The organism is Vibrio tapetis subsp. quintayensis, assembly GCF_030409945.1.
In the GTDB taxonomy this organism is placed as follows: domain Bacteria; phylum Pseudomonadota; class Gammaproteobacteria; order Enterobacterales; family Vibrionaceae; genus Vibrio; species Vibrio quintayensis.
The window spans coordinates 75,489-100,043 of record NZ_JAUFQV010000024.1; the positions used below are offsets into that span (position 1 = coordinate 75,489).

The 24,555-nt window shown below is 42.6% G+C and carries 21 protein-coding genes; 14 read left to right on the plus strand and 7 right to left on the minus strand.

Features of this window, described 5'->3' with window-relative positions; all coding sequences use genetic code 11:
* Positions 1 to 42 precede the first annotated feature (42 nt).
* The 5 genes from QWZ04_RS09180 to QWZ04_RS09200 all read left to right on the plus strand — a co-directional run bounded on the left by QWZ04_RS09180 (position 43) and on the right by QWZ04_RS09200 (position 5,549).
* Entirely contained in the window at positions 43 to 747 is a 705-nt protein-coding gene (locus QWZ04_RS09180) for a response regulator (protein WP_290327205.1), read from the plus strand.
* Positions 747 to 2,189 (plus strand): two-component system sensor histidine kinase CreC, encoded by a 1,443-nt coding sequence (gene creC, locus QWZ04_RS09185; RefSeq protein ID WP_290327391.1) that lies wholly within the window; start codon positions 747 to 749, stop codon positions 2,187 to 2,189. Before QWZ04_RS09180 ends, creC begins: the two co-directional genes overlap by 1 nt.
* 75 nt (positions 2,190 to 2,264) lie before the next feature.
* Positions 2,265 to 3,605, plus strand: coding sequence for a cell envelope integrity protein CreD (gene creD / locus QWZ04_RS09190; RefSeq protein ID WP_290327207.1), 1,341 nt, complete (start codon positions 2,265 to 2,267; stop codon positions 3,603 to 3,605).
* Positions 3,592 to 4,020, plus strand: coding sequence for a ribosomal maturation YjgA family protein (locus QWZ04_RS09195; protein ID WP_290327209.1), 429 nt, complete (start codon positions 3,592 to 3,594; stop codon positions 4,018 to 4,020). Before creD ends, QWZ04_RS09195 begins: the two co-directional genes overlap by 14 nt.
* Positions 4,021 to 4,571: 551 nt before the next feature.
* A complete protein-coding gene (locus QWZ04_RS09200) occupies positions 4,572 to 5,549 on the plus strand; it encodes a serine hydrolase domain-containing protein (protein WP_290327211.1) in 978 nt (325 codons plus the stop codon).
* Positions 5,550 to 5,825: 276 nt separating this feature from the next.
* On the opposite strand, the gene motY is transcribed toward QWZ04_RS09200, so the two are convergent.
* Entirely contained in the window at positions 5,826 to 6,707 is an 882-nt protein-coding gene (gene motY / locus QWZ04_RS09205) for a flagellar protein MotY (protein ID WP_435433597.1), read from the minus strand.
* A gap of 217 nt (positions 6,708 to 6,924) precedes the next feature.
* On the opposite strand from motY, the gene rnt reads away from it, so the two are divergent.
* Positions 6,925 to 7,578, plus strand: coding sequence for a ribonuclease T (gene rnt / locus QWZ04_RS09210; protein ID WP_290327213.1), 654 nt, complete (start codon positions 6,925 to 6,927; stop codon positions 7,576 to 7,578).
* Positions 7,579 to 7,615: 37 nt separating this feature from the next.
* Positions 7,616 to 8,935, plus strand: coding sequence for a Na+/H+ antiporter family protein (locus QWZ04_RS09215; RefSeq protein WP_290327215.1), 1,320 nt, complete (start codon positions 7,616 to 7,618; stop codon positions 8,933 to 8,935).
* Positions 8,936 to 9,118: 183 nt separating this feature from the next.
* Here QWZ04_RS09215 and QWZ04_RS09220 read toward each other — a convergent pair whose 3' ends face one another.
* Positions 9,119 to 9,454 (minus strand): Grx4 family monothiol glutaredoxin, encoded by a 336-nt coding sequence (locus tag QWZ04_RS09220; protein WP_290327217.1) that lies wholly within the window; start codon positions 9,452 to 9,454, stop codon positions 9,119 to 9,121.
* A gap of 371 nt (positions 9,455 to 9,825) precedes the next feature.
* Between QWZ04_RS09220 and sodB the strand changes: the two genes are divergently transcribed.
* The 3 genes from sodB (at position 9,826) to QWZ04_RS09235 (ending at position 12,016) form a co-directional block, all read left to right on the plus strand.
* Positions 9,826 to 10,410 (plus strand): superoxide dismutase [Fe], encoded by a 585-nt coding sequence (gene sodB, locus QWZ04_RS09225; protein ID WP_102521926.1) that lies wholly within the window; start codon positions 9,826 to 9,828, stop codon positions 10,408 to 10,410.
* A 189-nt stretch (positions 10,411 to 10,599) separates the two neighbouring features.
* A complete protein-coding gene (locus QWZ04_RS09230; RefSeq protein WP_290327220.1) occupies positions 10,600 to 11,103 on the plus strand; it encodes a VC2046/SO_2500 family protein in 504 nt (167 codons plus the stop codon).
* 229 nt (positions 11,104 to 11,332) lie between these two features.
* Positions 11,333 to 12,016, plus strand: a complete 684-nt coding sequence (locus QWZ04_RS09235) for an SDR family oxidoreductase (RefSeq protein ID WP_290327222.1) — start codon at positions 11,333 to 11,335, stop codon at positions 12,014 to 12,016.
* Between the two features lie 222 nt (positions 12,017 to 12,238).
* Here the strand turns inward: QWZ04_RS09235 and adhE are convergent, their stop codons facing one another.
* Positions 12,239 to 14,914 (minus strand): bifunctional acetaldehyde-CoA/alcohol dehydrogenase, encoded by a 2,676-nt coding sequence (gene adhE / locus QWZ04_RS09240; RefSeq protein WP_290327224.1) that lies wholly within the window; start codon positions 14,912 to 14,914, stop codon positions 12,239 to 12,241.
* Positions 14,915 to 15,587: 673 nt separating this feature from the next.
* On the opposite strand from adhE, the gene QWZ04_RS09245 reads away from it, so the two are divergent.
* Positions 15,588 to 16,226, plus strand: coding sequence for a YchE family NAAT transporter (locus tag QWZ04_RS09245; RefSeq protein WP_290327226.1), 639 nt, complete (start codon positions 15,588 to 15,590; stop codon positions 16,224 to 16,226).
* 124 nt (positions 16,227 to 16,350) lie between these two features.
* Positions 16,351 to 17,202 carry an ion transporter gene (locus QWZ04_RS09250; protein WP_290327228.1) on the plus strand — a complete coding sequence of 284 codons (852 nt, stop codon included), beginning with the start codon at positions 16,351 to 16,353 and terminating at the stop codon, positions 17,200 to 17,202.
* A 115-nt stretch (positions 17,203 to 17,317) separates the two neighbouring features.
* Here the strand turns inward: QWZ04_RS09250 and asd are convergent, their stop codons facing one another.
* From asd to yejK, 4 genes are all read right to left on the minus strand, one after another.
* Complete coding sequence (gene asd / locus QWZ04_RS09255; protein ID WP_290327395.1) at positions 17,318 to 18,430, minus strand: aspartate-semialdehyde dehydrogenase; 1,113 nt, start codon at positions 18,428 to 18,430, stop codon at positions 17,318 to 17,320.
* 119 nt (positions 18,431 to 18,549) lie between these two features.
* Positions 18,550 to 19,704 carry a chemotaxis protein gene (locus QWZ04_RS09260; protein WP_290327230.1) on the minus strand — a complete coding sequence of 385 codons (1,155 nt, stop codon included), beginning with the start codon at positions 19,702 to 19,704 and terminating at the stop codon, positions 18,550 to 18,552.
* 94 nt (positions 19,705 to 19,798) lie between these two features.
* Positions 19,799 to 21,151, minus strand: coding sequence for an Hpt domain-containing protein (locus tag QWZ04_RS09265; RefSeq protein WP_290327232.1), 1,353 nt, complete (start codon positions 21,149 to 21,151; stop codon positions 19,799 to 19,801).
* A gap of 83 nt (positions 21,152 to 21,234) precedes the next feature.
* Complete coding sequence (yejK, locus tag QWZ04_RS09270) at positions 21,235 to 22,239, minus strand: nucleoid-associated protein YejK (protein ID WP_290327397.1); 1,005 nt, start codon at positions 22,237 to 22,239, stop codon at positions 21,235 to 21,237.
* Positions 22,240 to 22,322: 83 nt separating this feature from the next.
* Between yejK and QWZ04_RS09275 the strand changes: the two genes are divergently transcribed.
* Both QWZ04_RS09275 and QWZ04_RS09280 read left to right on the plus strand, forming a co-directional pair.
* Positions 22,323 to 22,550, plus strand: coding sequence for a YejL family protein (locus tag QWZ04_RS09275; protein ID WP_290327234.1), 228 nt, complete (start codon positions 22,323 to 22,325; stop codon positions 22,548 to 22,550).
* Positions 22,551 to 22,576: 26 nt separating this feature from the next.
* The gene (locus QWZ04_RS09280) at positions 22,577 to 24,382 is read left to right on the plus strand and encodes a DUF3413 domain-containing protein (protein WP_290327236.1); all 1,806 of its coding nucleotides are present in this window, start codon (positions 22,577 to 22,579) and stop codon (positions 24,380 to 24,382) included.
* Positions 24,383 to 24,555: the final 173 nt, after the last annotated feature.

The following is a 24,555-nucleotide window of genomic DNA, read 5'->3' on the forward strand; positions in this document are numbered from 1 at the left end:
AACCACTGCATCAGAATAAACATCGTCAACGAGGTTCAGACATTGACCGAACAATCGACCGTCATCATTATTGAAGATGAATCTGCCATTGCAGACAACTTGATTCACGTTTTAGAGATGGATGGCTACCACGTGGAGTGGTTTACAACGGCAGGAGAAGGCTTAGCCTTTTTGAAGAAAAACTCGGCACTCCTACTCGTGTTGGATGTCGGATTACCCGATGGTAACGGCTTTGAACTGTGTAAAACCATCCGAGAATTTTCTGATATTCCGATTATCTTTCTAACCGCCAGAAATGATGAAATTGACCGTGTGGTTGGCTTGGAAATTGGAGCTGATGACTACGTGACTAAGCCATTTAGCCCGCGTGAAATGCTGGCTCGCATCAAACTTCGAAGCAAAGCCAAAGCGACGGTGGTAGAACCAGAACTAAGTCCAGCTTTAACACAACGTCATCCAACCCATGATTTAGTCGCACAAAACTTTGATTATAGCGCCGGAGGTGATCTGCTTGGTCTTACTGCGGTTGAGTTTAAGATCCTTGATAAGCTCATTTCCGTATCTCGCAATGTATTGAGCCGAGAGCAGCTACTGGTTGCCGCAGATATGGCACCAGAAGCGGCGTACGAACGAAACATCGATACTCACATCAAAGCTATTCGCTATAAGCTGAAGCCATTTCAGATGTCTGACCGAATTTGTACCAAACGTGGCTTTGGTTACTTCTACAGCGTTAAGGGAAAATGATGATTCACTGGCCAAGAATCCCGCTTGGATTAAGGCTGTTTTTCCTCTACTTTATCTTAGTGGGAATGACCGCTTATACGGTGAGCAAAACCGTTGTTCAAGAGCTTAAGCCCACAGTACGTCAAACCACCGAAGAAACACTAGTCGACATGGCGAACTTACTTGCGGTATTAGCAGAAGAAGACGTCGCCAATGACAAGCTATTAGAAAGTCGATTTTCCCAGCTATTAACGGCTTATGGCCAACGAGAGCCACAAGCACGCATTTGGGAGATTGGAAAAAAAGCGATTAACCATCGAATTTATATTACAGATAAACAAGGCGTTGTCATTGCAGATTCTTGGCAACAAGACGTCGGCAAAGACTACTCACAATGGAATGATGTGTACCTCACTCTTCGCGGTCAATATGGTGCGCGAAGTACAATTGAAGACCCGAATGACCCACTCTCAACCGTGATGCATGTCGCCGCGCCGATTTACCATAACGGCGAAATTATTGGTAGCGTGACGGTGGCAAAGTCCAATCGCTCAGTACAACCATTTATCGATCTCTCTAAACGTAATGTGCTTTTTTGGATGGTGTGGATGAGTGGCTTAGTATTACTCGCTGGGGCATTGTTTGCTTGGCGAATTCACTCGGCATTGAATAAATTGGAAGACTACGCGACCAAAATGGGGGAAGGAGAAAAGGTATCCAAGCCGAAATTCCGTATTTTTTATGAATATGGCACGCTCAGTGATGCGCTAGAGAAAATGCGCAATCAGCTTGACGGTAAGCAATATGTGGAAGAATACGTTCAAACCCTGACTCATGAGTTAAAAAGTCCGCTATCTGCCATCAAAGGCGCAAGCGAAATATTGCAGATGCCATTACCGGAAGAAAAGGTCGCTCACTTCGCTAGCAACATCGAACGAGAAAGTGATCGCATGCAGTCACTGATTGATAAGTTGCTTGAACTGGCTCGCCTTGAGAAGCGCCCGGAACTTGAACAAGTCGAACAAATTTTAGTACACCAAATGGTGAGCGAAGTGATTAGCTCTGCGGATGCGCGTTTGAGTAGTAAATTAGTCACTGCGGATATCAAGATTGATGAAAATCTCATGGTGCTTGGCGACGCATTTTTACTTAAGCAAGCTGCCTTTAACTTGATGGATAATGCGTTGGATTTCGCTTACACCAAAGGCCATATTGAATGGAGAGTGGAAGTTACGAAAAGAAATGTATCCCTCTCTATTTTCAACTCAGGCCCTCACATTCCGGACTACGCAATGCCTCGCTTAACTGAGCGCTTTTATTCTCTCGCTCGTGAGAATGGCGTTAAGAGCACCGGATTGGGGCTCAACTTTGTCGAGCAAGTTGCTAAGCTGCATAAAGGAGAGCTGCTCGTAGAAAACACTGAATTCGGCGTCAAGATAACTCTGACTTTACCAACTCCATAGAAACTCCACATTAGCTCCATTCGTTCTCCAAATTACTGATTTAGATTACTTACATCAGCAAATGGAGAATGAAACATGAAAAAGATCCTCAATAATCAACTCGGCACGAAGTTCGCCTTCGTGCTGTTTTTGTTTGTCTTACTGCAAATCCCACTTTCAATGGTCACAGGGCTGATCTCAGAACGTTCCTATCGCCAAGATGAAGTAAGAAGTGACATAGCGCGCAGCAGTAGCGGTGAACAGCACATAATTGGCCCTTTCATTATGGTGAACTACACCAAGACCAGCTATCGAGATGAAAAAGTACAGACAAAAGATTACCGCAAATTCCTCTTACCTAACACCTTTGATATGAGCGCTGATCTGGACAGTTTTGAAAAGTATCGCGGTATTTACCGTGCGCGTTTATACAAAGCGCAAGTGGCTCTAAAAGGTACTTTTGATGCTGCTGACTTAGCTAAACTGCATGATCTTGATATTGAAAACATCAGCCTAGTGGTCGGTATTGAAGACAGCCGTGGATTGCTTCGTCTCGATGACATGACGCTCTCAAGCTCGGGGATCAAAGTGATGCCAGGAACCGGATTAGATCAACTACCACAAGGTTTCCATAGTGAGCTTACCCTAGAAGACCTGAAGGCCCAGCAACCCTTGGAATTCGATCTTAACTTCTTGCTCCAAGGGATGGGACAGCTGCAAGTGACACCCATTGGCAACGAAACTACTGTAGCGTTGTCTTCTGTTTGGCCACACCCAAGCTTTATCGGTGACTACTTACCAGTGTCGTCGGACGTATCAGAAGATGGGTTTAAGGCGCAATGGGTGAGTAATAACTTCTCTACCAATATCACTCAATTGTTTCAGAGTTGCCTGTCATCAAACAACGCCTGCTATGAACTTGATCAGCGACAAATGGGGGTGGATTTAATTGATCCAGTTGATCACTATTTGAAATCTCATCGAGCGGTAAATTACTCATTGTTAGTGATTACACTCGTGTTTGCGAGCTTCTTTCTGTTGGAGCTATTTCAAGCTCGTCCAGTTCACCCAGTGCAGTATGGTTTTATAGGCTTAGCGCTAGCACTTTTCTATTTGCTGCTGATTTCAATGAGTGAGCACCTAGGCTTCAACTGGGCATATGTCGTGTCTGTCATGGCATCTACGGGTCTATTGAGCGTGTACGTCAGTGGTATGCTGAGTAACCTAAAGCATGGCGCAATATTTGGGGGATGTATGCTCACGCTCTACGGCTTGTTGTTTGGGTTACTTCAAGCAGAAAGTTACGCGTTAGTCATGGGTTCGCTGCTGTGCTTTGCGATTTTGAGCTTCACTATGGTGATCACGCGTAACGTTGACTGGTATACGCGGAATAGAATAGCGGAAGACGAAGCAAAGGCTGCGAATGAAAATGCTTAAGCAGAGCTTTTTTGCCCGTCAACAAAGCGAAATGAATGACGATAATTCTAGTATTCACTTTCGTTTTTCTAAGATACATGGACTTAAATGCTGCATGTGTTTCATCGCTCTGATTGTTATCGCGCTTTACGTCCGAGACAACTTTGTTCGCCCAACGTTCGGTGACGTATTGGTTGTCGTTTGGCTTTACTACTTATTAGCGAGCATCCTATCAATGCCCGTCACATGGCTCGCGTCACTGGTGGTATTGATAGCATTTATTGTCGAACTTGGGCAGTTATTGCACGTAGTAAATTTGCTTAACATCGAATCATCTTCGCTTTTGGCCGTGATTTTGGGAGCAACATTTGATTGGAAAGATCTGTTTGCTTACTGCGTTGGAGGTGCATTGTGTTGGTGGATGGAGACGAAATAAAATCGAAAGTGAAAATGAGATCGACTAAAACTCATTGTATTTGGCCAAAACGACGGTTCCGTAAAAGAATCAGTGTACTCAAGCAAGTATACCTTTGGTCATTAATCAACAAAGAACAGAGTTAGATTGAATTAGTTTTAGGTTTTTCTCTAGGGCCTTAGCACTCTTTAGTAACCCAAAGGAATCTTAAGCTCATCGATACTGATCGGTTAGTTTAGATTCCTTTCATCGGTGTCGTTGAAAATAAACGTTGCGAGAAAATGAAAGTTTACCCTACAAAGTTTGATATTCAATAGACGATATCGTGCAAATGCAGTGGATATTATTTTTGGTAGTGTGCCAGAAGACTAGACGGAAAATATGGCAAGGTATTTACGGTAGAAACCTATATAAATCGTTCTATGCCTGTGGCTGAATCAAACTTGCTCTTTCTAAAATCACAACTTCACTATTTTTCAATCCTATAGTTGGATAATTTTAAAATTTATTTATACAATTAAAAATTATCTCTTTACTATTTACCCACTATCAATATAGGTCAGGTGGGACATATGATTAATGAAAGATTAAAAGCACTAGAAGGTTTAATTCATCATGAATACTCAAATATATCTGGTCTTGCCATATTTATAGGCGTTCAAATTGAGTATGAGTATTATGCTGAGGGGTATAGTCAAGATAGTACTGTTCATGTTGCGTCAGTTACCAAAAGTATTTTATCTCTGCTCATTGGTATTGCAATTGAACAAGGGTCTATAAAAAGCATTGATGATAAAGTGTTAGATTATTTTCCTGCCTATAAATTAAAAATAGGAGAAAAAACGATTCAACAACTAACAATTAAGCATTTATTAACCATGACCGCACCGTACAAATTTAAATCAGAGCCCTACACAAAAGTGTATTCGAGTGATGACTGGACTGTGACAGTATTAGACCTCTTAGGTGGAAAAGGAAATATAGGCGAATTTAAATACACGACAGTTGGTATCCAAATTTTATCTGGGATAGTCAAAAATGCGACAAATCTACCTGTTCTTGAATTTGCCAATAAAAATCTTTTTGAACCATTGAATATTGCAGTGTCACAAAACATTAAAATACAAGGTAGAGACGATTATCTGGATTTTCTTAAAAAGAATGTGAGCAGTGGATGGGTTATTGATCCTAAAGGCCTGAATACAGGTGGATGGGGGCTTACTTTAACAGCGCGTGATATGGTTAAAATTGGTCAGTTATATCTGAATAAAGGAACTTGGAACAATAAAAAAATAGTTTCTTCAAAATGGATTAAGGATAGTGTGACAAAACACAGTTCTTTAGAGAATAAAGCATATGGGTTTTTATGGTGGGTTATTGATGATGTTACTGGTACTTATGCAGCTATAGGTGATGGTGGTAATATAATCTATGTTTCATCAATAAACAAAATGGTAGTAGCGATCACATCTCAATTTAAGCCACGAGCTAAAGATCGAATAGAGCTAATAAAGAAACATATAGACCCAATTTTTAATTGTAGTGGATAAGATAATTTTCCCAACTACATCTAGGCTAGCCGCATGGTTGCAATACTAGAGACAATCCGAAAAATCAAAATGTGCTATAAATCGTAACTCACAACTGTCCAGAAATGGGGCTACCACACGGATGCACAAGAACAAGTAACCTGTCAGTGATATGGGAAGGAAAATCTTGGCGTTGTCGGTTAGCATTATTACCAAGAGCCTCACTAATAGTGATAAATGAGACTAACGAGGCCGCATATAAATACGCGGCCTCGTTGATGAGCTGTATGGCAATGACTACACCTGATTTCGACCTAGGGAAATGACTACCCTTCTATTTTTGTCTTTGCCCAGTGGTGAGCTGTTATCTGCGATAGGTCTTCTTTCACCATAGCCTTGAATCTCAATTCGGTCGGCAGGCAAGCCAAGGGATTTAAAATAATCTCGCAATACAACCGCCCGTCTTTCAGACAAGCTTTGGTTGCCCTTCTTGCCACCAGATGAATCGGTGTAGGTTGCAACCAACACCAAATCAATATCTTTGTTATGTTTTACGTATTCTGCAATTTTAGCTAAGCGCTTTTGAGACGGTTTATTTAGCTGATCGCTGTTGCGGTCGTAGTGCAAAATAGTGAAAGAGATATCTTCAAAGCTGTAAGGTAGCAACTGGCTCACACACAAACTAAACGCATTATAAGGCTGTTGAAACAATACCGATGACAACGCCACTTCTACGCGTTTATCGCGGCTTTGCCAGTCAGCATAACTAAAGGTTGGATATCGGCCTTTTTCTAGTTCAGCCAGAATACCCCATGCGGTTTGTCCGCCAATATAGCCATTGAATTGCTTAAAAAATTGAATATTGGAAATTTGTTCCGCATTCTCACCCGGTCTCCAAGATGGAGGCATCGAAATCAAAGAAACGTTACGAGTGTCCCCCATAGGGCGACGCATTTTCAACTCAAAGTCTAAGTTGATTTTTTTACTGGCACGAGAAGTAAACTCAGCAACACCATAATTGGGAATAGGGTGTACTAAGCGGCATTCCAAGGGGCTGTTAACAGCCATCGACCACATCGACTGCCCTGGAGTTGCTTCATAACGTGTTTGTGCAGCCCCATGTACCATGGATGAAGCTAACGCAACTGATGCAGCACTCAACGCCAACCAATTTTTCATAAAGATTACTTCTCTGGTTCTTTGAACTAGCGGTAATAGTTTGCCGTTAGTTCGTCGTCTGAGTAGTCAAAGTAACGACTTTGACACTAATGCAGGTAGTAATGCAAAAACCCAGCCAACTATCACAAACTTTTCTCGTTAATTAATGCGCTCGCTGGTTTAGCTTGCCGTCATAATCTGCAATAATGCCCGCCTTGTCACACGGACCAGAGCAAATATGACTGTAGAAAACGAAGCATTGACCCTTAAAAAACGTTTTAGAGGGTATTTTCCCGTTGTTATCGATGTAGAAACTGCAGGATTTAATGCAAAAACCGATGCACTTTTAGAGATATGCGCAATAACATTGAAAATGGATGACGAGGGGAACTTAATGCCCGCTTCTACCATTCATTTTCATATCGAGCCGTTCGAAGGCGCAAACCTTGAAAAAGAGGCATTGGAATTTAACGGGATCCGTGACCCTTTCAGCCCGCTTCGCGGGGCTATTTCAGAAGCAGAAGCACTGCGTGAAATATACAAGTTAGTTCGAAAAGAGCAAAAACACGCCGATTGCAGCCGTGCAATTATGGTGGCGCACAATGCGACGTTTGATCTTAATTTCGTAATGGAAGCCAGTGCTCGATGCAAATTGAAACGCCTACCCTTTCACCCTTTTGCCACTTTTGATACGGCAGCCTTAAGTGGGCTTGCTTATGGTCAAACGGTATTAGCAAAAGCGTGTCGTACCGCTGGAATGGAATTTGACAATAACGAAGCGCATTCAGCTCTTTATGATACGCAAAAAACAGCGGATTTGTTTTGCGGCATTGTAAACAAATGGAAAGCGTTAGGTGGTTGGCCTTTGGTCGATAACACCGAACAAAAATAATTAAAACACAACTTTTCAAAAATTTAATGAGAACAATATGAACCCAGTAGTAATTTCTGTTTGTATTATGCTCGTTCTTGCGCTTATGCGGGTTAATGTCGTTGTTGCACTTACTTTTAGTGCGATGATCGGCGGTCTTGTTGCAGGGATGAGTTTGACCGATGCGGTTTCCGCATTTGAAAGTGGCCTTGGTGGCGGTGCTACCATTGCATTAAGTTACGCCATGCTTGGCGCGTTTGCTGTTGCTATATCTAAATCCGGCTTGACCGATTTACTGGCCAACCGAGTAATCAAACACATCAACGGCCAGGAAAGTAATGCTAACTCAGCCGTATTAAAATACGTTGTGTTAGTTGCACTTATTCTGGTGACAGTTTCTTCCCAAAACGTTATTCCAGTTCACATTGCCTTTATTCCAATTTTGATCCCACCTTTGCTTGGTGTTTTCGCTAAGTTGAAGCTGGATCGTCGACTGATTGCCTGCGTACTTACCTTTGGTTTAGTTACGCCCTACATGATCTTACCGGTAGGCTTTGGTGGTATTTTCCTTAATAACATCCTTCTTGCTAACTTAAACTCAAACGGCATGCAAGTGGTTGCTTCACAAGTTCCAACTGCGATGCTACTGCCTGCAGCGGGCATGCTATTCGGCTTGTTGACGGCTATTTTTGTTAGCTACCGCAAACCACGCGAATATCAAAAAACAGAACATACTGAAATTCAGCAAGAAAAAGCGATCAATATGCGCCATATTTGGGTTGCGCTTGCCGGCATTGTTGTTGCACTTTCAGTACAGTTAACAACAGGTTCAATGATTATCGGTGCATTAGCAGGCTTCATGGTCTTTACTTTTGGTGGTGTCATTGCGTGGAAAGAAACGCAAGATGTGTTCACTAAAGGTGTCCACATGATGGCAATGATTGGTTTCATCATGATTGCAGCAGCCGGTTTTGCAGCAGTAATGAAGCAAACGGGTGGCGTTGAGTCTCTAGTAGAAGCGTTATCAACCAGTATTGGTGACAACAAGCCACTTGCTGCATTATTAATGCTTATCGTCGGTTTGTTGGTAACAATGGGCATTGGTTCTTCATTCTCTACCATTCCTATTATTGCCACCATTTATGTACCGCTAGCGCTGGCGTTTGGTTTCTCACCAATGGCAACTATCGCTCTTGTAGGTACTGCTGCAGCACTGGGTGACGCAGGTTCACCAGCTTCGGATTCAACACTTGGTCCTACGTCTGGTCTAAATGCCGACGGCCAACATGAGCACATTTGGGATACAGTCGTGCCAACATTTGTTCACTACAACCTACCACTGATTGTGTTCGGTTGGATTGCGGCGATGGTATTGTAAGAGCAAGCTTGAGTATTCGCTTCGCTCATAAGGCGTGAGGACGGGCTTCGCCCTTAAGGTAGAAAAGACAATATTTTTGCCTTATGCCTTATGCCTTATGCCTTATGCCTTATGCCTCAACCCACAAAAAAGGCTTGGTTCTCACCAAGCCTTTTCTTTATTCTGCGTTTCTGATTCAGAAGATTACTCTTCGTCACCTTCAACTGTTGCAGCCGCTTCTTTAATTACTTGTTGAAGTTCACCTTTCTGGAACATCTCAATAATAATATCGCAGCCGCCAACTAGCTCGCCACTAACCCAAAGTTGTGGGAATGTCGGCCACTGTGCGTACTTAGGAAGTTCAGCACGGATATCTGGGTTTTGCAGAATATCAACGTATGCGAATTTTTCACCACAACCCATTACTGCTTGAGCAGCTTGAGAAGAAAAGCCACAGCTTGGTAGCTTAGGTGAACCTTTCATGTATAGCAAAATGGTGTTTTCTGAAATCTGTTGTTTGATCTTATCGATAGTTTCCATTGCTTCCTCTTAATGGATGCTTCTTTAAAGTGCATTCATTTTACTTGTTTAGAGCCAAATAAAAAGCACATAATCTTTAAGGTTTTAGATAAATTGAGCGCTCATTCTCACCTTGAACAAGTTTTCTTAGCTAAAATGACTAGTTAGCACAATTGGCTAAGCCTTTCTTAGCAAGACTCAATGGTTAATTAGTCCTTTTTTTTATGGTTTTTCTTTTAATAAAGTAAAAACTTGCTAAACTAGCCAGTAACAAATCACAGAGCTTAAAAACTCAGGTTTAGCGCTCAGTGAATAATAAGCAAAGTCAGAACAAAAATAATTATTGGAAGCAACGGAAAGACAGCACTTTCCACCAAACGGAGATACGCGCAATGGCATTCGAACTACCAGCACTTCCTTACGCAAAAGATGCACTACTACCACACATCTCAGCTGAGACTTTAGACTTTCACCACGGCAAGCACCACAACACTTACGTTGTTAAGCTAAATGGTCTAATTCCTGGTACTGAGTTTGAAGGCAAAACACTGGAAGAGATCATCAAGACTTCTACTGGTGGTGTATTCAATAACGCAGCTCAAATTTGGAACCACACGTTCTACTGGCACTGCCTAGCTCCAAAAGCAGGCGGCGAACCAACGGGCGCTGTTGCGGATGCTATCAACGCTGCATTTGGTTCTTTCGAAGAATTTAAAGCAAAATTCACTGATTCAGCAATCAACAACTTCGGTTCTTCATGGACTTGGCTTGTTAAGAACGCTGACGGTTCTCTAGAGATCGTTAACACGTCTAACGCTGCTACACCACTAACAGACGAAGGTGTAACACCTCTTCTAACTGTGGATCTTTGGGAACATGCTTACTACATTGATTACCGTAACGTTCGTCCAGATTACATGAATGGCTTCTGGGCTCTAGTTAACTGGGAATTCGTTGCTGCGAACCTAGCTAAATAATCCCTTCCCTATAGGGTATTAGATTTAGTCTTTTTCAAACCCACGCCAACGCGTGGGTTTGTTTTTTTCACTTCCTACAATAAAAGTCAGACCTCTTCCTGCCTTTTCGCTTTCCGCCAAAGTTTTTTCTTCTTTCCCCTAAAGTTTTTCTTTTTCTTGCCGTTAACTTTGTATCAGGCGAGGGAAATCATGAATATCCATACTTTAGACAAAGCAGCAATCATTAACGAACTGAACGTTGGCGCGGGCATTAACACCGCTGTTAACCAAGGTCGTCGTGCTGATTTTGCTCTATTAGTTTCCATGTTTTCAAACGATGTTCGTGACAATACACCCGTTGAAGAAGTTGAACAGAAAGTCACGTCAGACGACATTCTGCGCGAACAGTTTGAGTTGGCAACGCCACAAGCTCTTCGCTCTACCCAAGACACTTATTCACGCTCTGCAAAACAAGCAGAACTGTTCCACTCGAGCAGTATCGTAAGCACGCGTTTGTCTCATGGCTTAAACCCAGACGCCCTAGCATATCTTCCAGAGCAAACCCATGATCTTCCAGAAGAGGTCTATCACAATCTTTCTGGTCACGAACGCCGCCGATTAGCAGAACCTAAAACCCAAGCAACGATCCCTCAAGACATTTACAAGCAAATGTCTGTAGCACGTCTATCTCACCAAATGCAAATTAGCGCCTAATTTCTTATTATTGCGACAAGTTAAATCCACACCTCTCAGCAATGTGAAGAACCCCTAACTTTCAGACTTATCCTTAAGCAAGCTCTAAAACTATGATGCTTTTCACATCGGATTATTCCATTTATCCCATACTAAATGTTCGAAGGTTACACCTAAATAGTCCGCGGATCATGAGGAACACATTGGGTTAGCTAAGCACTTCCAAACTCATTTTAGAGTGAGATAAGCAATGGATATACGTAACTCAGTGATTCTAGTAACTTCTGCAGGAACGGCTTTAGGCTGTACTTTAGCCACGCACTTTCTTAAGCTCGGCGCAGAGGTCATCGTCGCCGATACCGATAGTGCTCTATTACTTGAAACCATCAAACGCTGCCGAAAAATTGTAAATGATGTCGACTACTATCATTTGCCAGACAACACCCCCTTAAGTATTGAAGCATTATTTGACCATATAGATGATCACTTCACGGATGGTATTGATGTGTTGATTAACCATTGGCCAAGCCAACCTCTACCTAGTCTCATCGATGAAACGCACACGAATCAAGATTTCGCCGAGAGTTTAACCGTAGTTGTATCATCTTTGTACGGTTATGGTCAGGTAACCGCACGTCGTATGCGTCAACACAATACGAAAGGCGTCATTGTTAACCTAACGTCTAACCAAACTCAAAACATGGATGACAGCATGAACAATATGTCTGCCATGCTGACAGGCCTCACGCAAAGTTGGGCTAAAGAGTTAGATCAATTTAATATCCGAGTGGGCGCTGTTGTACCGTCACATCAGCGAATATCTAGATGCGAACATGGGAAATGGGCCCGAGTACAAGATGAGTTAATTCGAAACACAGAGTACATCGTGGCTAATGATTACTTTAACGGCCGAGTAATGGCCGCGGAGGCGTAGGGATTACGGGTTACGGGTTACGGGTTACGAGATATTTTTACGTTTGATTCATGAAATCTACGATCTTCCTATCACCTGTAGGACGAAGTCTGACCTGTTACCCTGTTAACCTTGCTCTTTCTGCTTTACAAAAAAAAGGCCCCACCAAATTTGGCGAGGCCTTCACTATCTTACTTAGATACGTTTCGTGCTAGCGAAAACTTATCTCAATTAAGTGTTCGCTTATTTCTTAGCTTTTTTCGCTTTTGGTTCTTCAGTTTTTTTAATTACTGTAGTGCCTTCAAACGTTTCGCCTTCAACAAATGCTTTACCGTAGTAAGAAGCTGTTAGTACTTCTTTCAACTCACTGATTAGTGGGTAACGTGGGTTAGCACCAGTACATTGGTCATCGAATGCTTCAACTGATAGTTGATCAAGTTTCGCTAGGAAATCAGCTTCTGGAACACCAGCTGCTTGGATTGATAGCGGGATATCAAGAGCAATTTTCAGTTCTTCTAACCATGCTAGTAGACGTTCAATCTTCTGAGCAGTACGGTCACCAGCTTGGCTTAGGCCTAGGTGGTCAGCAACTTCAGCGTAACGACGACGAGCTTGTGGGCTTGCGTACTGAGAGAATGCCGTTTGCTTCGTTGGGTTATCATTCGCGTTGTAACGAACCGTGTTAGAAATCAACAATGCGTTAGCTAGGCCGTGTGGTACGTGGAACTCTGCACCCACTTTGTGAGCCATTGAGTGACATACACCAAGGAAAGCATTCGCAAACGCAATACCAGCGATAGTTGCCGCATTGTGAACTTTCTCACGAGCGATTGGGTCAGCAGCGCCATTAGCGTAGCTTGATGGTAGGTATTCTTTAAGCATCTTAAGCGCTTGAAGAGCTTGACCATCTGAGTATTCGTTAGCAAGAACTGAAACGTAAGCTTCTAGTGCGTGAGTTACTGCATCATAACCACCAAACGCTGTTAGAGACTTAGGCATGTTCATAACAAGGTTCGCATCAACGATAGCCATGTTAGGAGTTAGTTCATAATCTGCTAGTGGGTACTTAGCACCAGTTTTGTCGTCTGTTACAACAGCAAATGGCGTTACTTCAGAACCTGTACCAGAAGTAGTTGTAACACATACTAGTTCTGCTTTTTCACCCATTTTAGGGAACTTGTAGATACGTTTACGGATATCCATAAAGCGCATTGCTAGTTCTTCAAAGTGAGTTTCTGGGTGCTCGTACATTACCCACATGATCTTAGCCGCATCCATTGGAGAACCGCCACCTAGAGCAAGGATAACGTCCGGTTGGAAGCTCTTCATTGCTTCAGCACCTTTCTGAACTACAGAAAGTGTTGGATCCGCTTCAACATCAAAGAAAGTTTGAACTTCGATACCTTGAGCTTTAAGCAATTTAACGATTTCGTCAGCGTAACCGTTGTTGAATAGGAAACGGTCCGTTACTAGGAATGCACGCTTCTTACCTTCAAGATCGCTCATTGCGATTGGAAGGCTGCCACGACGGAAGTAGATAGACTTAGGTAGTTTGTGCCACAACATATTTTCAGCTCGCTTCGCAACAGTTTTCTTGTTGATTAGGTGCTTAGGACCTACGTTTTCAGAGATAGAGTTACCACCCCATGAACCACAACCAAGAGTTAGAGAAGGCGCTACGTTAAAGTTGTAAAGGTCACCGATACCACCATGAGTAGTAGGGATGTTTACAAGGATACGTGCAGTCTTCATCTTGTCACCGAAGTAACGAATACGATCTGCGTTTGTATCTTGGTTAGTGTAAAGACCAGATGTGTGGCCGATACCACCGATTTCAACCATTGTTACAGCTTGTGCTACTGCGTTCTCGAAAGAAGAAGCACGGAACATACCAAGAGTTGGAGACAGTTTCTCATGAGCGAACTCGTCGTCGTAAGATACTTCGCCGATGCCTTCACCAACAAGAATCTTAGTATCAGCAGGAACTTTAACACCCGCCATTTCAGCGATTGCAGTAGCAGGTTGACCAACGATTTTTGCGTTTAGGTTGCCGTCGATTAGAAGTACTTTACGTACTTTATCAGCGTCTGCTTTGCTTAGTACGTGAGCTTTGTGAGTAGCGAAACGCTCTTTCACTTCGTCATATACTTCGTCCATAACGATAACTGCTTGCTCAGAAGCACATACAACACCGTTATCGAATGTTTTAGACATAAGAACCGATGCTACAGCACGTTTGATGTCTGCTGTTTCATCGATAACAACTGGAACGTTACCAGCACCAACACCGATTGCAGGTTTACCTGAAGAGTAAGCCGCTTTAACCATGCCTGGACCACCAGTTGCAAGGATAAGAGCGATGCCATCGTGCTTCATAAGAGCATTTGAAAGCTCTACAGATGGTTGGTCAATCCAACCAATGATGTCTTTTGGTGCACCCGCTTCTACTGCTGCATCAAGTACTAGCTTAGCTGCATCATTAGTAGAGTTTTTAGCACGTGGGTGTGGCGAGAAGATGATGCCGTTACGAGTTTTAAGAGAGATTAGAGATTTGAAGATTGCTGTAGACGTTGGGTTCGTCGTTGGAACGATACCACAGATGATGCCTACTGGTTCAGCGATAGTCATTGTGCCGAACTCTTCGTTCTCTTCTAGAACGCCACACGTTTTTTCATCTTTGTATTTGTTGTAGATGAACTCAGACGCGAAGTGGTTTTTGATTACTTTGTCTTCAACAATACCCATGCCAGATTCTGCTACCGCTTGTTGCGCTAGAGGAATACGAGCTTGGTTAGCTGCTAGAGAAGCTGCTCGGAAGATAGCGTCAACTTTCTCTTGTGAGAATGTTGCAAACTCTTCTTGTGCTGCTTTTACGCGAGCGACTAGAGCATCTAGTTCAGCCAAATTTGTTACAGGCATAATGAATCTCCTAAAGAATAAAAATTATTTAAAAACTATTTAGTAAGGCAGCAAGCTTTATCGTTAAATCTTGAAAACACAAAGATTATTTAAACTGACATACTTAGTAAATTGCTTTCAAAACTGAGTATAATCTTTCAATGTTGTAAAAAAATTGACTCAGATCAGTTATGCCAAATTAATTACGATTAGTTATTTAATAGATCAATCAATAACAACCTAATCTACTAATTTAAAACAATAAATCCATTTAATTCTAGCAGTGTAAAAAATAGACCATTAGTAACAGCTAATTTAACTTTAACCTACTACCTTGTAAAAAAGTTTCATTTTTAACCAAAATACAACCGTGGACATCAATGTCCGCGTGCTACAGGCCAGTATATAGGATGTGATATACATCACCACACATGTCACGCTCTTTTATTGAAACTGTGCGCGTGTTAACAATTTTACATAAAAATGCTTTTTGTGAATGTTTTTGATAAAACTATAGGCAGTGATACCCGCTCTCTATAAGGGATGTTCAACACATCGAAGTTTATTCTCAAATCCGCACGATTTTTCTCGTATTTCACTTAAACTTGACTAAAATCGAACTCGATTTTACCGACCTGAATTAGAGGCTATTTCACCTCTATTTTATCCTGTGTTTTATTGAGAACGCCTCATCATGCAAACTATCGAATTCGCTATCTACTTACAGTTTTTTTTAGGCCTAGTTGCCGCCGTTAACCCCGTTGGCATCATGCCGGTTTTCGTCTCACTGACGAGCCACATGACACCTGAAGAAAAAATTAAAACCGCAACCACGGCCAATATTGGTGTCGCAGTGATATTGATTGTCTCACTCATTGCAGGTCAAGCGTTGCTCGATATGTTCAGTATCTCACTGGATTCATTTAGAGTCGCTGGCGGTTTACTGCTCATGAGCATTGCTTTTTCTATGATGAGCGGAAAGATTGGTGAAGATAAGCAAAACAAGCAGGAGCGCACGGCGCACATAAGCCGTGAACAAATAGGGATTGTGCCATTAGCTATGCCTTTAATGGCGGGGCCAGGTGCTATCAGCTCCGTGATCGTATTTGGTTCTCGTTACCCAACTTGGTTCGATACGTTCGCCATTGCGATCACCGTTATCGCATTTTCTTTTTGCAGTTGGCTGTTGTTCCGTTCCGCGCCTTTGATTGTCCGCTTTCTTGGCCAAACCGGGATCAACGTTATCACCCGTATTATGGGCTTAATTTTAGCAGCACTCGGTATTGAGTTTATCGCTAATGGTGTGCGAAATCTCTTCCCAGGTCTCGCGTAACCCTAGCTTCATGCAATAATAATCCTATTCAGCCAGACAGCCCCTGCTGTCTGGCTTGCTATTCTGCTTTTTTCTCGTAATCAGTTAATATAGAGTCATCCGCCCAAATTTCTGTTTACAGCACATGGCCAAACATTCGTTAAAACATCATTTGTACGTCATCATCTTTGGTACGCATACTAAAGGTGGCCGTTGGTTCGACATTGCCCTGATCGCGGCTATTTTAGTATCGCTTTGCGTCTTGATCGGAGATTCCGTCCTCGCGAGCGATTCCGAAATAGCACACCTATTCTTATATGCTGAATACGGGTTCACGATGCTATTTACGATAGAGTATCTATGCCGACTTTATTGCTCGCCTAAGCCGAGTGCCTACGCAAAGAGCTTTTATGGCATTATCGACTTGCTGGCTATTCTTCCGACCTACCTAGCACTCTTCTTCCCCGGCGCCTCTTTCATGGCGGTGATCCGCCTATTAAGAATCATGCGAATCTTCCGAATATTGAAATTGATGCGATACCTGCAAGATTCCAACCTACTATTGCGTTCGCTTATCATGTCACGCAGGAAGATCATCATATTCTTCAGTACCGTCGCTATCTTGGTCACTATATTGGGAGCCATGATTTACGTTGTAGAAGGGCCAGAAAACGGATTCACCAGTATTCCGCAAAGTATCTATTGGGCAATTGTCACCATTACGACGGTTGGTTATGGCGACATAGTTCCTCATACTCCGCTGGGTAAGGCGCTTGCGGCCTTTACCATGTTATTGGGCTATTCCATTCTCGCTGTACCCACCGGGATTATCACCGCCGAATTAAACCAAGAAATGAACGCACACCGCAGTTTAGTCAAATGTCCTAACTGCTCTCGTAGTGGGCACGAAACAGACGCACTGCATTGCAAACACTGCGGAAGCGAATTGGCTACACCTGAAGATCGAGTTGTCCCGATAGAAACCAACAAGCGTTAGGGAAATAAGGGTTAACGCAATTCAATACCCGCCAAATACAAAAACGCTTCTAGTTCCTATATATAGAAGCTAGAAGCGTTTTTCTACCTATTGAGTGTCAATAGACAATCAGAGCTTATTTTTCAGCAAGTATGATTCTCAACGTACGGCGAAGTGGCTCAGCAGCACCCCATAATAATTGGTCACCTACCGTAAACGCATTTAAGAAATCATCACCCATCGACATTTTGCGTAAACGACCAACCGGGACAGACAAGGTGCCTGTTACTTTAGCTGGAGTCAGTTCTTGCGCCGTGATGTCACGATCGTTAGGAACCACTTTAACCCAGTCATTGTGCGTTGAGATCATTTCTTCGATTTCATCCATCGGGATGTTCTGCTTTAGTTTAATCGTAAGTGCTTGAGCATGACAGCGCATGGCACCGATACGCACACACGTGCCATCAATTGGTACTGGAGAATCTTGAAGCCCTAAAATTTTGTTGGCTTCCACTTCGGCTTTCCATTCTTCTTTGCTTTGTCCGTTTTCACGCTTTACATCAATCCAAGGGATCAATGAACCGGCTAGAGGCACGCCAAATTGGTCTGTTGGGAAAGAAGAAGAACGAAGTGTTTCTGCAACTTGACGATCGATGTCTAAAATTGAACTTGCAGGGTTAGCCAGTTCGCTACCAACGCTGTCATTGATAACGCCCATTTGCGAAATCAATTCGCGCATGTTTTTAGCACCCGCACCAGAAGCAGCTTGATACGTCATTGCGCTCATCCACTCAACATGGCCTTTTTCGTATAGGCCGCCTAGCGCCATCAACATCAGGCTTACAGTGCAGTTACCGCCGACGAAAGTATTCATTCCAGAATGAATGCCTTGTTGGATTTGGCTCAAGTTTACTGGGTCTAGAGTAATGATTGAGTCATTTGCCATGCGTAACGTAGAAGCGGCATCAATCCAGTACCCTTTCCAGCCCGCTTGACGAAGCGCTGGGTATACTTTTTCAGTGTATCCGCCACCCTGACAAGTAATCACCGCATCCAATTGTTTTAGGCTGTCGATATCAAATGCGTCTTGCAGCATTCCCGCATCTTTACCTAATGCTGGTGCTGGAATACCGATTTGTGATGTGCTGTAAAATACAGGTTCAATCAGGTCAAAATCCTTCTCTTCAACCATTCTCTGCATTAATACTGAGCCAACCATTCCTCGCCAGCCAACTAAACCTACTTTCATCATCTCTACGCTCCCTGTGTTCTTTAAAATATGCTTTCCCCATCTATAAAAGTTTCTGTTATGGAAAACAACCCTTTTTAGATGAAAAATGTAAAAAAAACGTTCGGAGGGCTATTTTTCTACTTTTTCAACGCACTTTCTTTGGTTTTTTTACCCACAAAATACCCCAATGCGAAAGGCGCAAAGAAAATAACTAAAATGAATAATATAAAATAGATGAGTACACTTTTTATAAGCTCGGTAAGCTCTTGAATTGCCAAAATCACGACATCTTTAGACAATTTATCCATGTCTTGGGTGAGCATCGATCTTTGCTCAGCCACCACCGCCGCTATTTCTACTCGTTCTCTCGATACCATGCTGCCAAAGGCTTCCCTCTCTTGAGTTAGCTTTTCAAGTTTCTGGTCGGTCATCAGATCGATGTCAGCAATTAGTGGTTGCAACTCCTTACTCATCTCTTGAGCTAAGTACCTCATATACTCTGGATTATTGGTGACAAAGTCTTGGAATTTATACGACGACTGAGTGATGCTGTCTAAGGTTTGATTCAGTTTTTCACCACTTAGGGAGCTGTTTCTAGCGATCAGCTCAGCTTTCCACGCCATAATTTTCGGTGTTTGTTCAGAAACAAGACTCAGTCGGTCAGAAACATCTCCCAGAGCTTCAGGCATAGAACCCAGCGTAGAGACCGCTTCACTTTCATCGATACCTTGTGATGTTAACCAATCATTAAAGGCGGGAGAACGACGAAACCAAATATCCGTAAAAGGGTGCTGCTTTGCAAAGTTATGACTGAATGTTCTGCTTGATTGATACGATTGCTTGCTAAGAAGTTTACTGGCTAATGAGTCAAATTGGAGCGCTAACGCATGCGATGCTGACTTTGCTTCCCCCGAAGGGAACAGGTTTTGGCCCACTTCCGTTGAAAAGAACGCATCCATCTGCAAGGTGAATACCCATGAATCAATCAAGCCAGCCATTGGCGAAACTTGATAAGCCGAGTTTTGCATCCCCTCGAGCGCGTAAATTTGCCACAATAATAGGTTCGACTGATATTGGGTATCACTTTGATCTACTTGTCTCGAAAGTTGCTCAGCGGCACCTTCTACTTGAGTAAAGAATGACTTTGCGTATTCACGAGTCAAAATTCTCATATTGAGTTCTTGCTTCGTTAGTGGCACTGAGTCGGATTCAAGCTTTAACTCAAACACAGAACAACCACCGATCATCAGAACCGCTATAAGCACGAACCAATGCTTGTTAACAAAACGCATTATATGAAACCTATCTGAAAAATTATCGCGAGCATTCTAATCTCAGCCGTTATAAAGGTATACAGCAAAAGCGCAGCTTAAAGAATAAGTCCAGCTATTTCGCGGTTTCAAGATAATCCAAGACATCTTCAACAACACATGCCAGATCGTTGTTCAGCTCCGTGACGAGGTCCACAGGGAGCACACTGCACTCTTCCAATGTTTTTTCTAACCTAATTGCGGTGTTTTTAAGGTCAACTGCGCCCAAATTTCCCGCCACTCCTTTAAGGCTATGAGCCGTTCGTAGGGCCAAGGCTCGATCCTGTTCAAAGTGCTGGCTGATTTTCTCGCCGTCATTTTGGTGGTCAGCAAGAAAAACTTCCAACACCATAATCACAGACTCTGTGTCTTGCTCAAAGGTATCGAGCATATAACTAATATCAATTTTGTGGTTTGTGGCTCCCGGCACGGGTATATCTTCAGTTTTCACGGCTTCAATGGCAGGATTTGTGATTGGTGAGCTTTCAACATGAGACTTAATTGGTGCCTGCTGGTTGGTATTGGTGATGTGTTCAGTACGCTGACGCGTTTCGCCATCAAAAACCTCATCAACCTTTGAATTGCTAACCAATACTGACTTACTCAAAGAATGGGAGTTGTCTTTGGGCATAGTGGTAATGCCATCATTATTTTGCGCTTCAGATGAAGAACGTCCCACCAAGGTTGACGCTAAAACGATCAGCAAAGCCGCAAAGCCAGACAACATAGAAAAATAAAGCAGCGCATTTTCTTGCTTCACGTATCCTGAATTGATTCGACTGATTTCACTCTTAATTGAGCTATCTAGCAAGCTGGTAGAAAGCAATTTAATTTGCGCTTGCTCAGATAATACAGTAGACGTTTGGGACAATAGGCTCTGCAGTTTTTGTTTGTTTGGGGAAGCTAAACTGTGTGAACGAACCAATAGAGACTCTAACACCAAATAGTCGACATCATCTGAATGCTCATTGGCATAGAAGGCACTGAATAAAAAAGAACCCAGTTCATGATAAAGTGGCAAAGCGACCGAAAGCGCTTCATGGTGAGTTTCGTGCTCTATTTGGACAGAAAGCTCTCTGCGATTCAACTGCAAACCAATATAGTCACTGGCTTTATTTTTGAAACGATCGGTAAGGTAGATCAACTGAGTGAGGTCGTTGGAAATAAATCCGGTCTTGCTATTGTCTTTAACCTGATGAAGAGCAGATGAAACTCTAACAACACCGCGCTCTAACTCAGCCAGGTGTTCCATTCGGCTATTTTGAGACGCGATCAACGTACGCTTAAAGTGATCAAATTCATCCGCCAACATAGCCAAAGAAGCCGATTGCAGCCGGGCTGATTGATGCTGGAACAACACCAAAGAAGCACTCAACCCCCAGAGTAAAAAACCAACCAGTAGGTACCACTTCAAATGTTGCTTATTCATCGATATAGCCATCCTTTGCTACAAGTCAGACAATGGGTAGACCTAAGCCTACCCTTATATTTTTCACGATTTTATCGCTTATCCTACGAACTTCTACGCGTAAGCTGATCACGTAGATTAGGCGGCGTGCCTTTAATGGTTAGCGTATCGGTTTCTGGGTCATAGAAAATGCGCTCACCTAGCAGTAGACTATCAAAATTGATGGATACCCCACCACCTGCGCCAACAAATTTAGTCAGCTTTCTTACGGTTGTTCTGTCACCGGGAAAACTTTCTTCTAAATCATAGCCCTGCTCTTGAGTGTAGTCCAAAAAGCTGGTGCCATCACTGCTAGCAGGCAGTTCACCGGACAACTCTTTTATCGCAACTTCATCACCGGATTTGATTTGCTCGTTGCAGTAATCCGCGACTTGTTTACGGTAGTTAGAGGCATCTTCTTTTTCTAACTTTTCATCACTACAAAAATCTTCAACAGCCTGCATTAACACTAAGTTTTGCTGCTTAGAATCCAAACCCACTTCTGCTTGAAGGAAGTCTAAGAAAAAATCAGAAACTTTGCGTCCAACACGACCTTTAATAAAGGTTAAGTAACGGTTCGATTCAGGATCACTTTGATAAGTGGACAGGTCAATCCTTGCCGCTATGTCCATCTTGGTAATGTCTAAATAATCCGTCGCGCTGATATCCAAGCCTTCAGTTACTTTTAAGCTTTGATTTGAAGGCAGTAGACCAATAAACAAAAAGTCCGTTGCAAGCGACTGATATTCAGCTAGAACTAAAATACCTTCATCTGCAAAAGGGTATTTAGAAAGCTCATCTTTCAAGCGATTTGCACTAATTTGTGAGAAATCGTAAAAATCTCGCTCACCTTGGCGAAATTCTTGCAACCATGATTTAAAATCGCTGTCGGAACTAAAAGATCCAAAGCCTTTACCCGCTTTGCTATTAAATACGCGGTGCAGTTCAGCAACAAGGGTTTCTGATGATGCGTCGTTTTCCAAAGCGGCTTGGCGAAAGTTGACCACTAGCTCGTCTTGGTCATTTTTCTCTAATTGATGAAGAATTACGTTAGAAAGATAAAGGCTCATAGGGATTTTTTTATGTTCTGGTTTCAGTTGTAAGTAAGAGTAGGTTATCATAAGCCGCTTTTACTATCATTATTAGAGTCTATATGCCTATTACATCGAAATACAGTGACGAACAAGTTGAAACCATTCTGGCAGAAATTGCTGCCGTGTTAGACAAGCATGGAGCTGGTACGGAACTAACATTGATGATTGCAGGGAATATTGCGACCAATGTATTAAACCAAAACGTTGCGGCTTCACAACGTAAAGCCATTGCAGAAAAGTTTGCTCAAGCACTGACTTCTTCTGTCGATAGCCATGCTTCTCACTAATAAAAAATATTAAGAACGATAATTAAATGGTAGATAGCGGAAATTCATACAGTGAACGTGTTTCAAAATTAGTAAGCTGGGGACACTGGTTTGCTTTCTTCAACATCATTGCTGCGATGTTGATAGGCACACGTTATATCACTCAGTCACCATGGCCAGAAACCACGTTAGGGCAAGTGTACTTATCCATTTCTTGGGTTGGTCATTTTAGCTTTCTGATTTTTGCTATCTACATTTTAGTTCTGTTCCCAACCACCTTTGTTTTACCCTCGCGTAAACTGTTCCGCTTCGTTGCGGTTTGTTTTGCGACGGTTGGCCTCACTGCGTTGCTACTTGATACTCAAGTTTATCAAGAAATGCACTTGCACCTTAGCCCCTTAATCTGGGAGTTATTGGTCAGTAAAGAAGGTAACCTCGCACCTAAGTGGCAACAGCTATTCATCCTTATTCCTGTCATATTCCTACTTCAGTTAGCGTTATCGGAGTGGGTATGGCGAAAACAAAGAAAACTCGCCCATAAGCACATTGGTAGGCCACTCGCTGGTGTATTTTTTGTCTGTTTCATGGCTAGCCACGTTATGTTTGCGTGGGCTGATGCCTATTTTTATGGACCAATAACAAGCCAACGAGCGAACTTCCCTCTTTCTTATCCAATGACAGCAAAAAGCTTCATGGAACGTCATGGGCTTTTGGAGCGCACTGATTATCTGCAGCGATTAGATGAATACAGCGGTGATGTGAAACTGGTAAAATACCCACTTGAACCGTTGCAATACAACAGCCGAGGCGACAAATACAACGTGCTCGTTGTCATGCTTGATAACATGCGTGCCGACACCGTATCGGAGCAAGACACCCCGAACCTTTATCAATTTGCACAAAATGGCCAATACTTCCAAAACCACTACAGTGCCAGTAATGACATGTACGGTGTTTTCGGGTTGTTTTATGGTTTACCAAGCAGCTATGCTGATAGTATTAAGGCGCAAGGTGATAACCCGTTAATGCTGTCGCTACTCCAAGAAAAAAATTACCAGTTTGCCCTATTCAGTGGCGACAATTTTGATGATGACATTTATAACGAGACTATTTTCAGAAATCAGGCTTCCAAAAATAGTGACCGACCAACTGAAGAACAAAATGACGCTCATGCTATTGAAGACTGGAAAACCTGGTTAACCGAGTCGTCCTCTGAGCCCTGGTTTAGTTACATTGAGCTCAATACACTGGCAAATTCTCAGCACATCAGCATGGAACAACAACTGTCAGACAGCAATGCCTCTGTTCCCTTAAAAGAAGCGTATTTGTCTGCTACGTCAGACGCTGACGACTTAATTGGAATCGTCATTAAATCTCTGGAAGAAGCGGGAGTCATGGAAAATACCGTGGTTGTCTTCACCTCTAACCATGGTACTGAATTCAATGACACCAAAACAAATTCTTGGGGTTCAAATACCAACTACAGTAAGTTTCAGCTTCAAGTGCCGATGATCATTCATTGGCCGCATATGGAGCCGACCATTTATGAACATAAAACAAGCCACCTCGATTTCTCGGCAACGATTTTGCACGAATTGATTGGTGTGTCTTCAAACCCAACAGATTTCAGTAGCGGTAAAAACTTGTTTGATAAAGAAGATCGCAGCTGGATAATTGCGGGAGATCGACGCGAAGTGGCCCTAATTACCGATAAATCCACAACCGTGGTAGATAAATTTGGTAATTACAAAGTCTATAACCAGAATTATCAGCGTCTTTCGGATGCAAAGCCAAAGCTGTCTATTCTGATGCAAGGCCTATCTGAACAGAAAAGATTCTTTAACGAACAGTAACAACCTGTTCGACATGCTTTAGCCATACTTCAAACGCCGCAGACTCAGTCTGCGGCGTTTTGCATTAGTTGACGGTAAAGCCTTCAGTCTGGCTCTAAGCTAATGGCCGATTCGTCTTTAACTGACTAACAATCCACCATAAAATAATAAAACCCTATTTTTTACTAGAATTT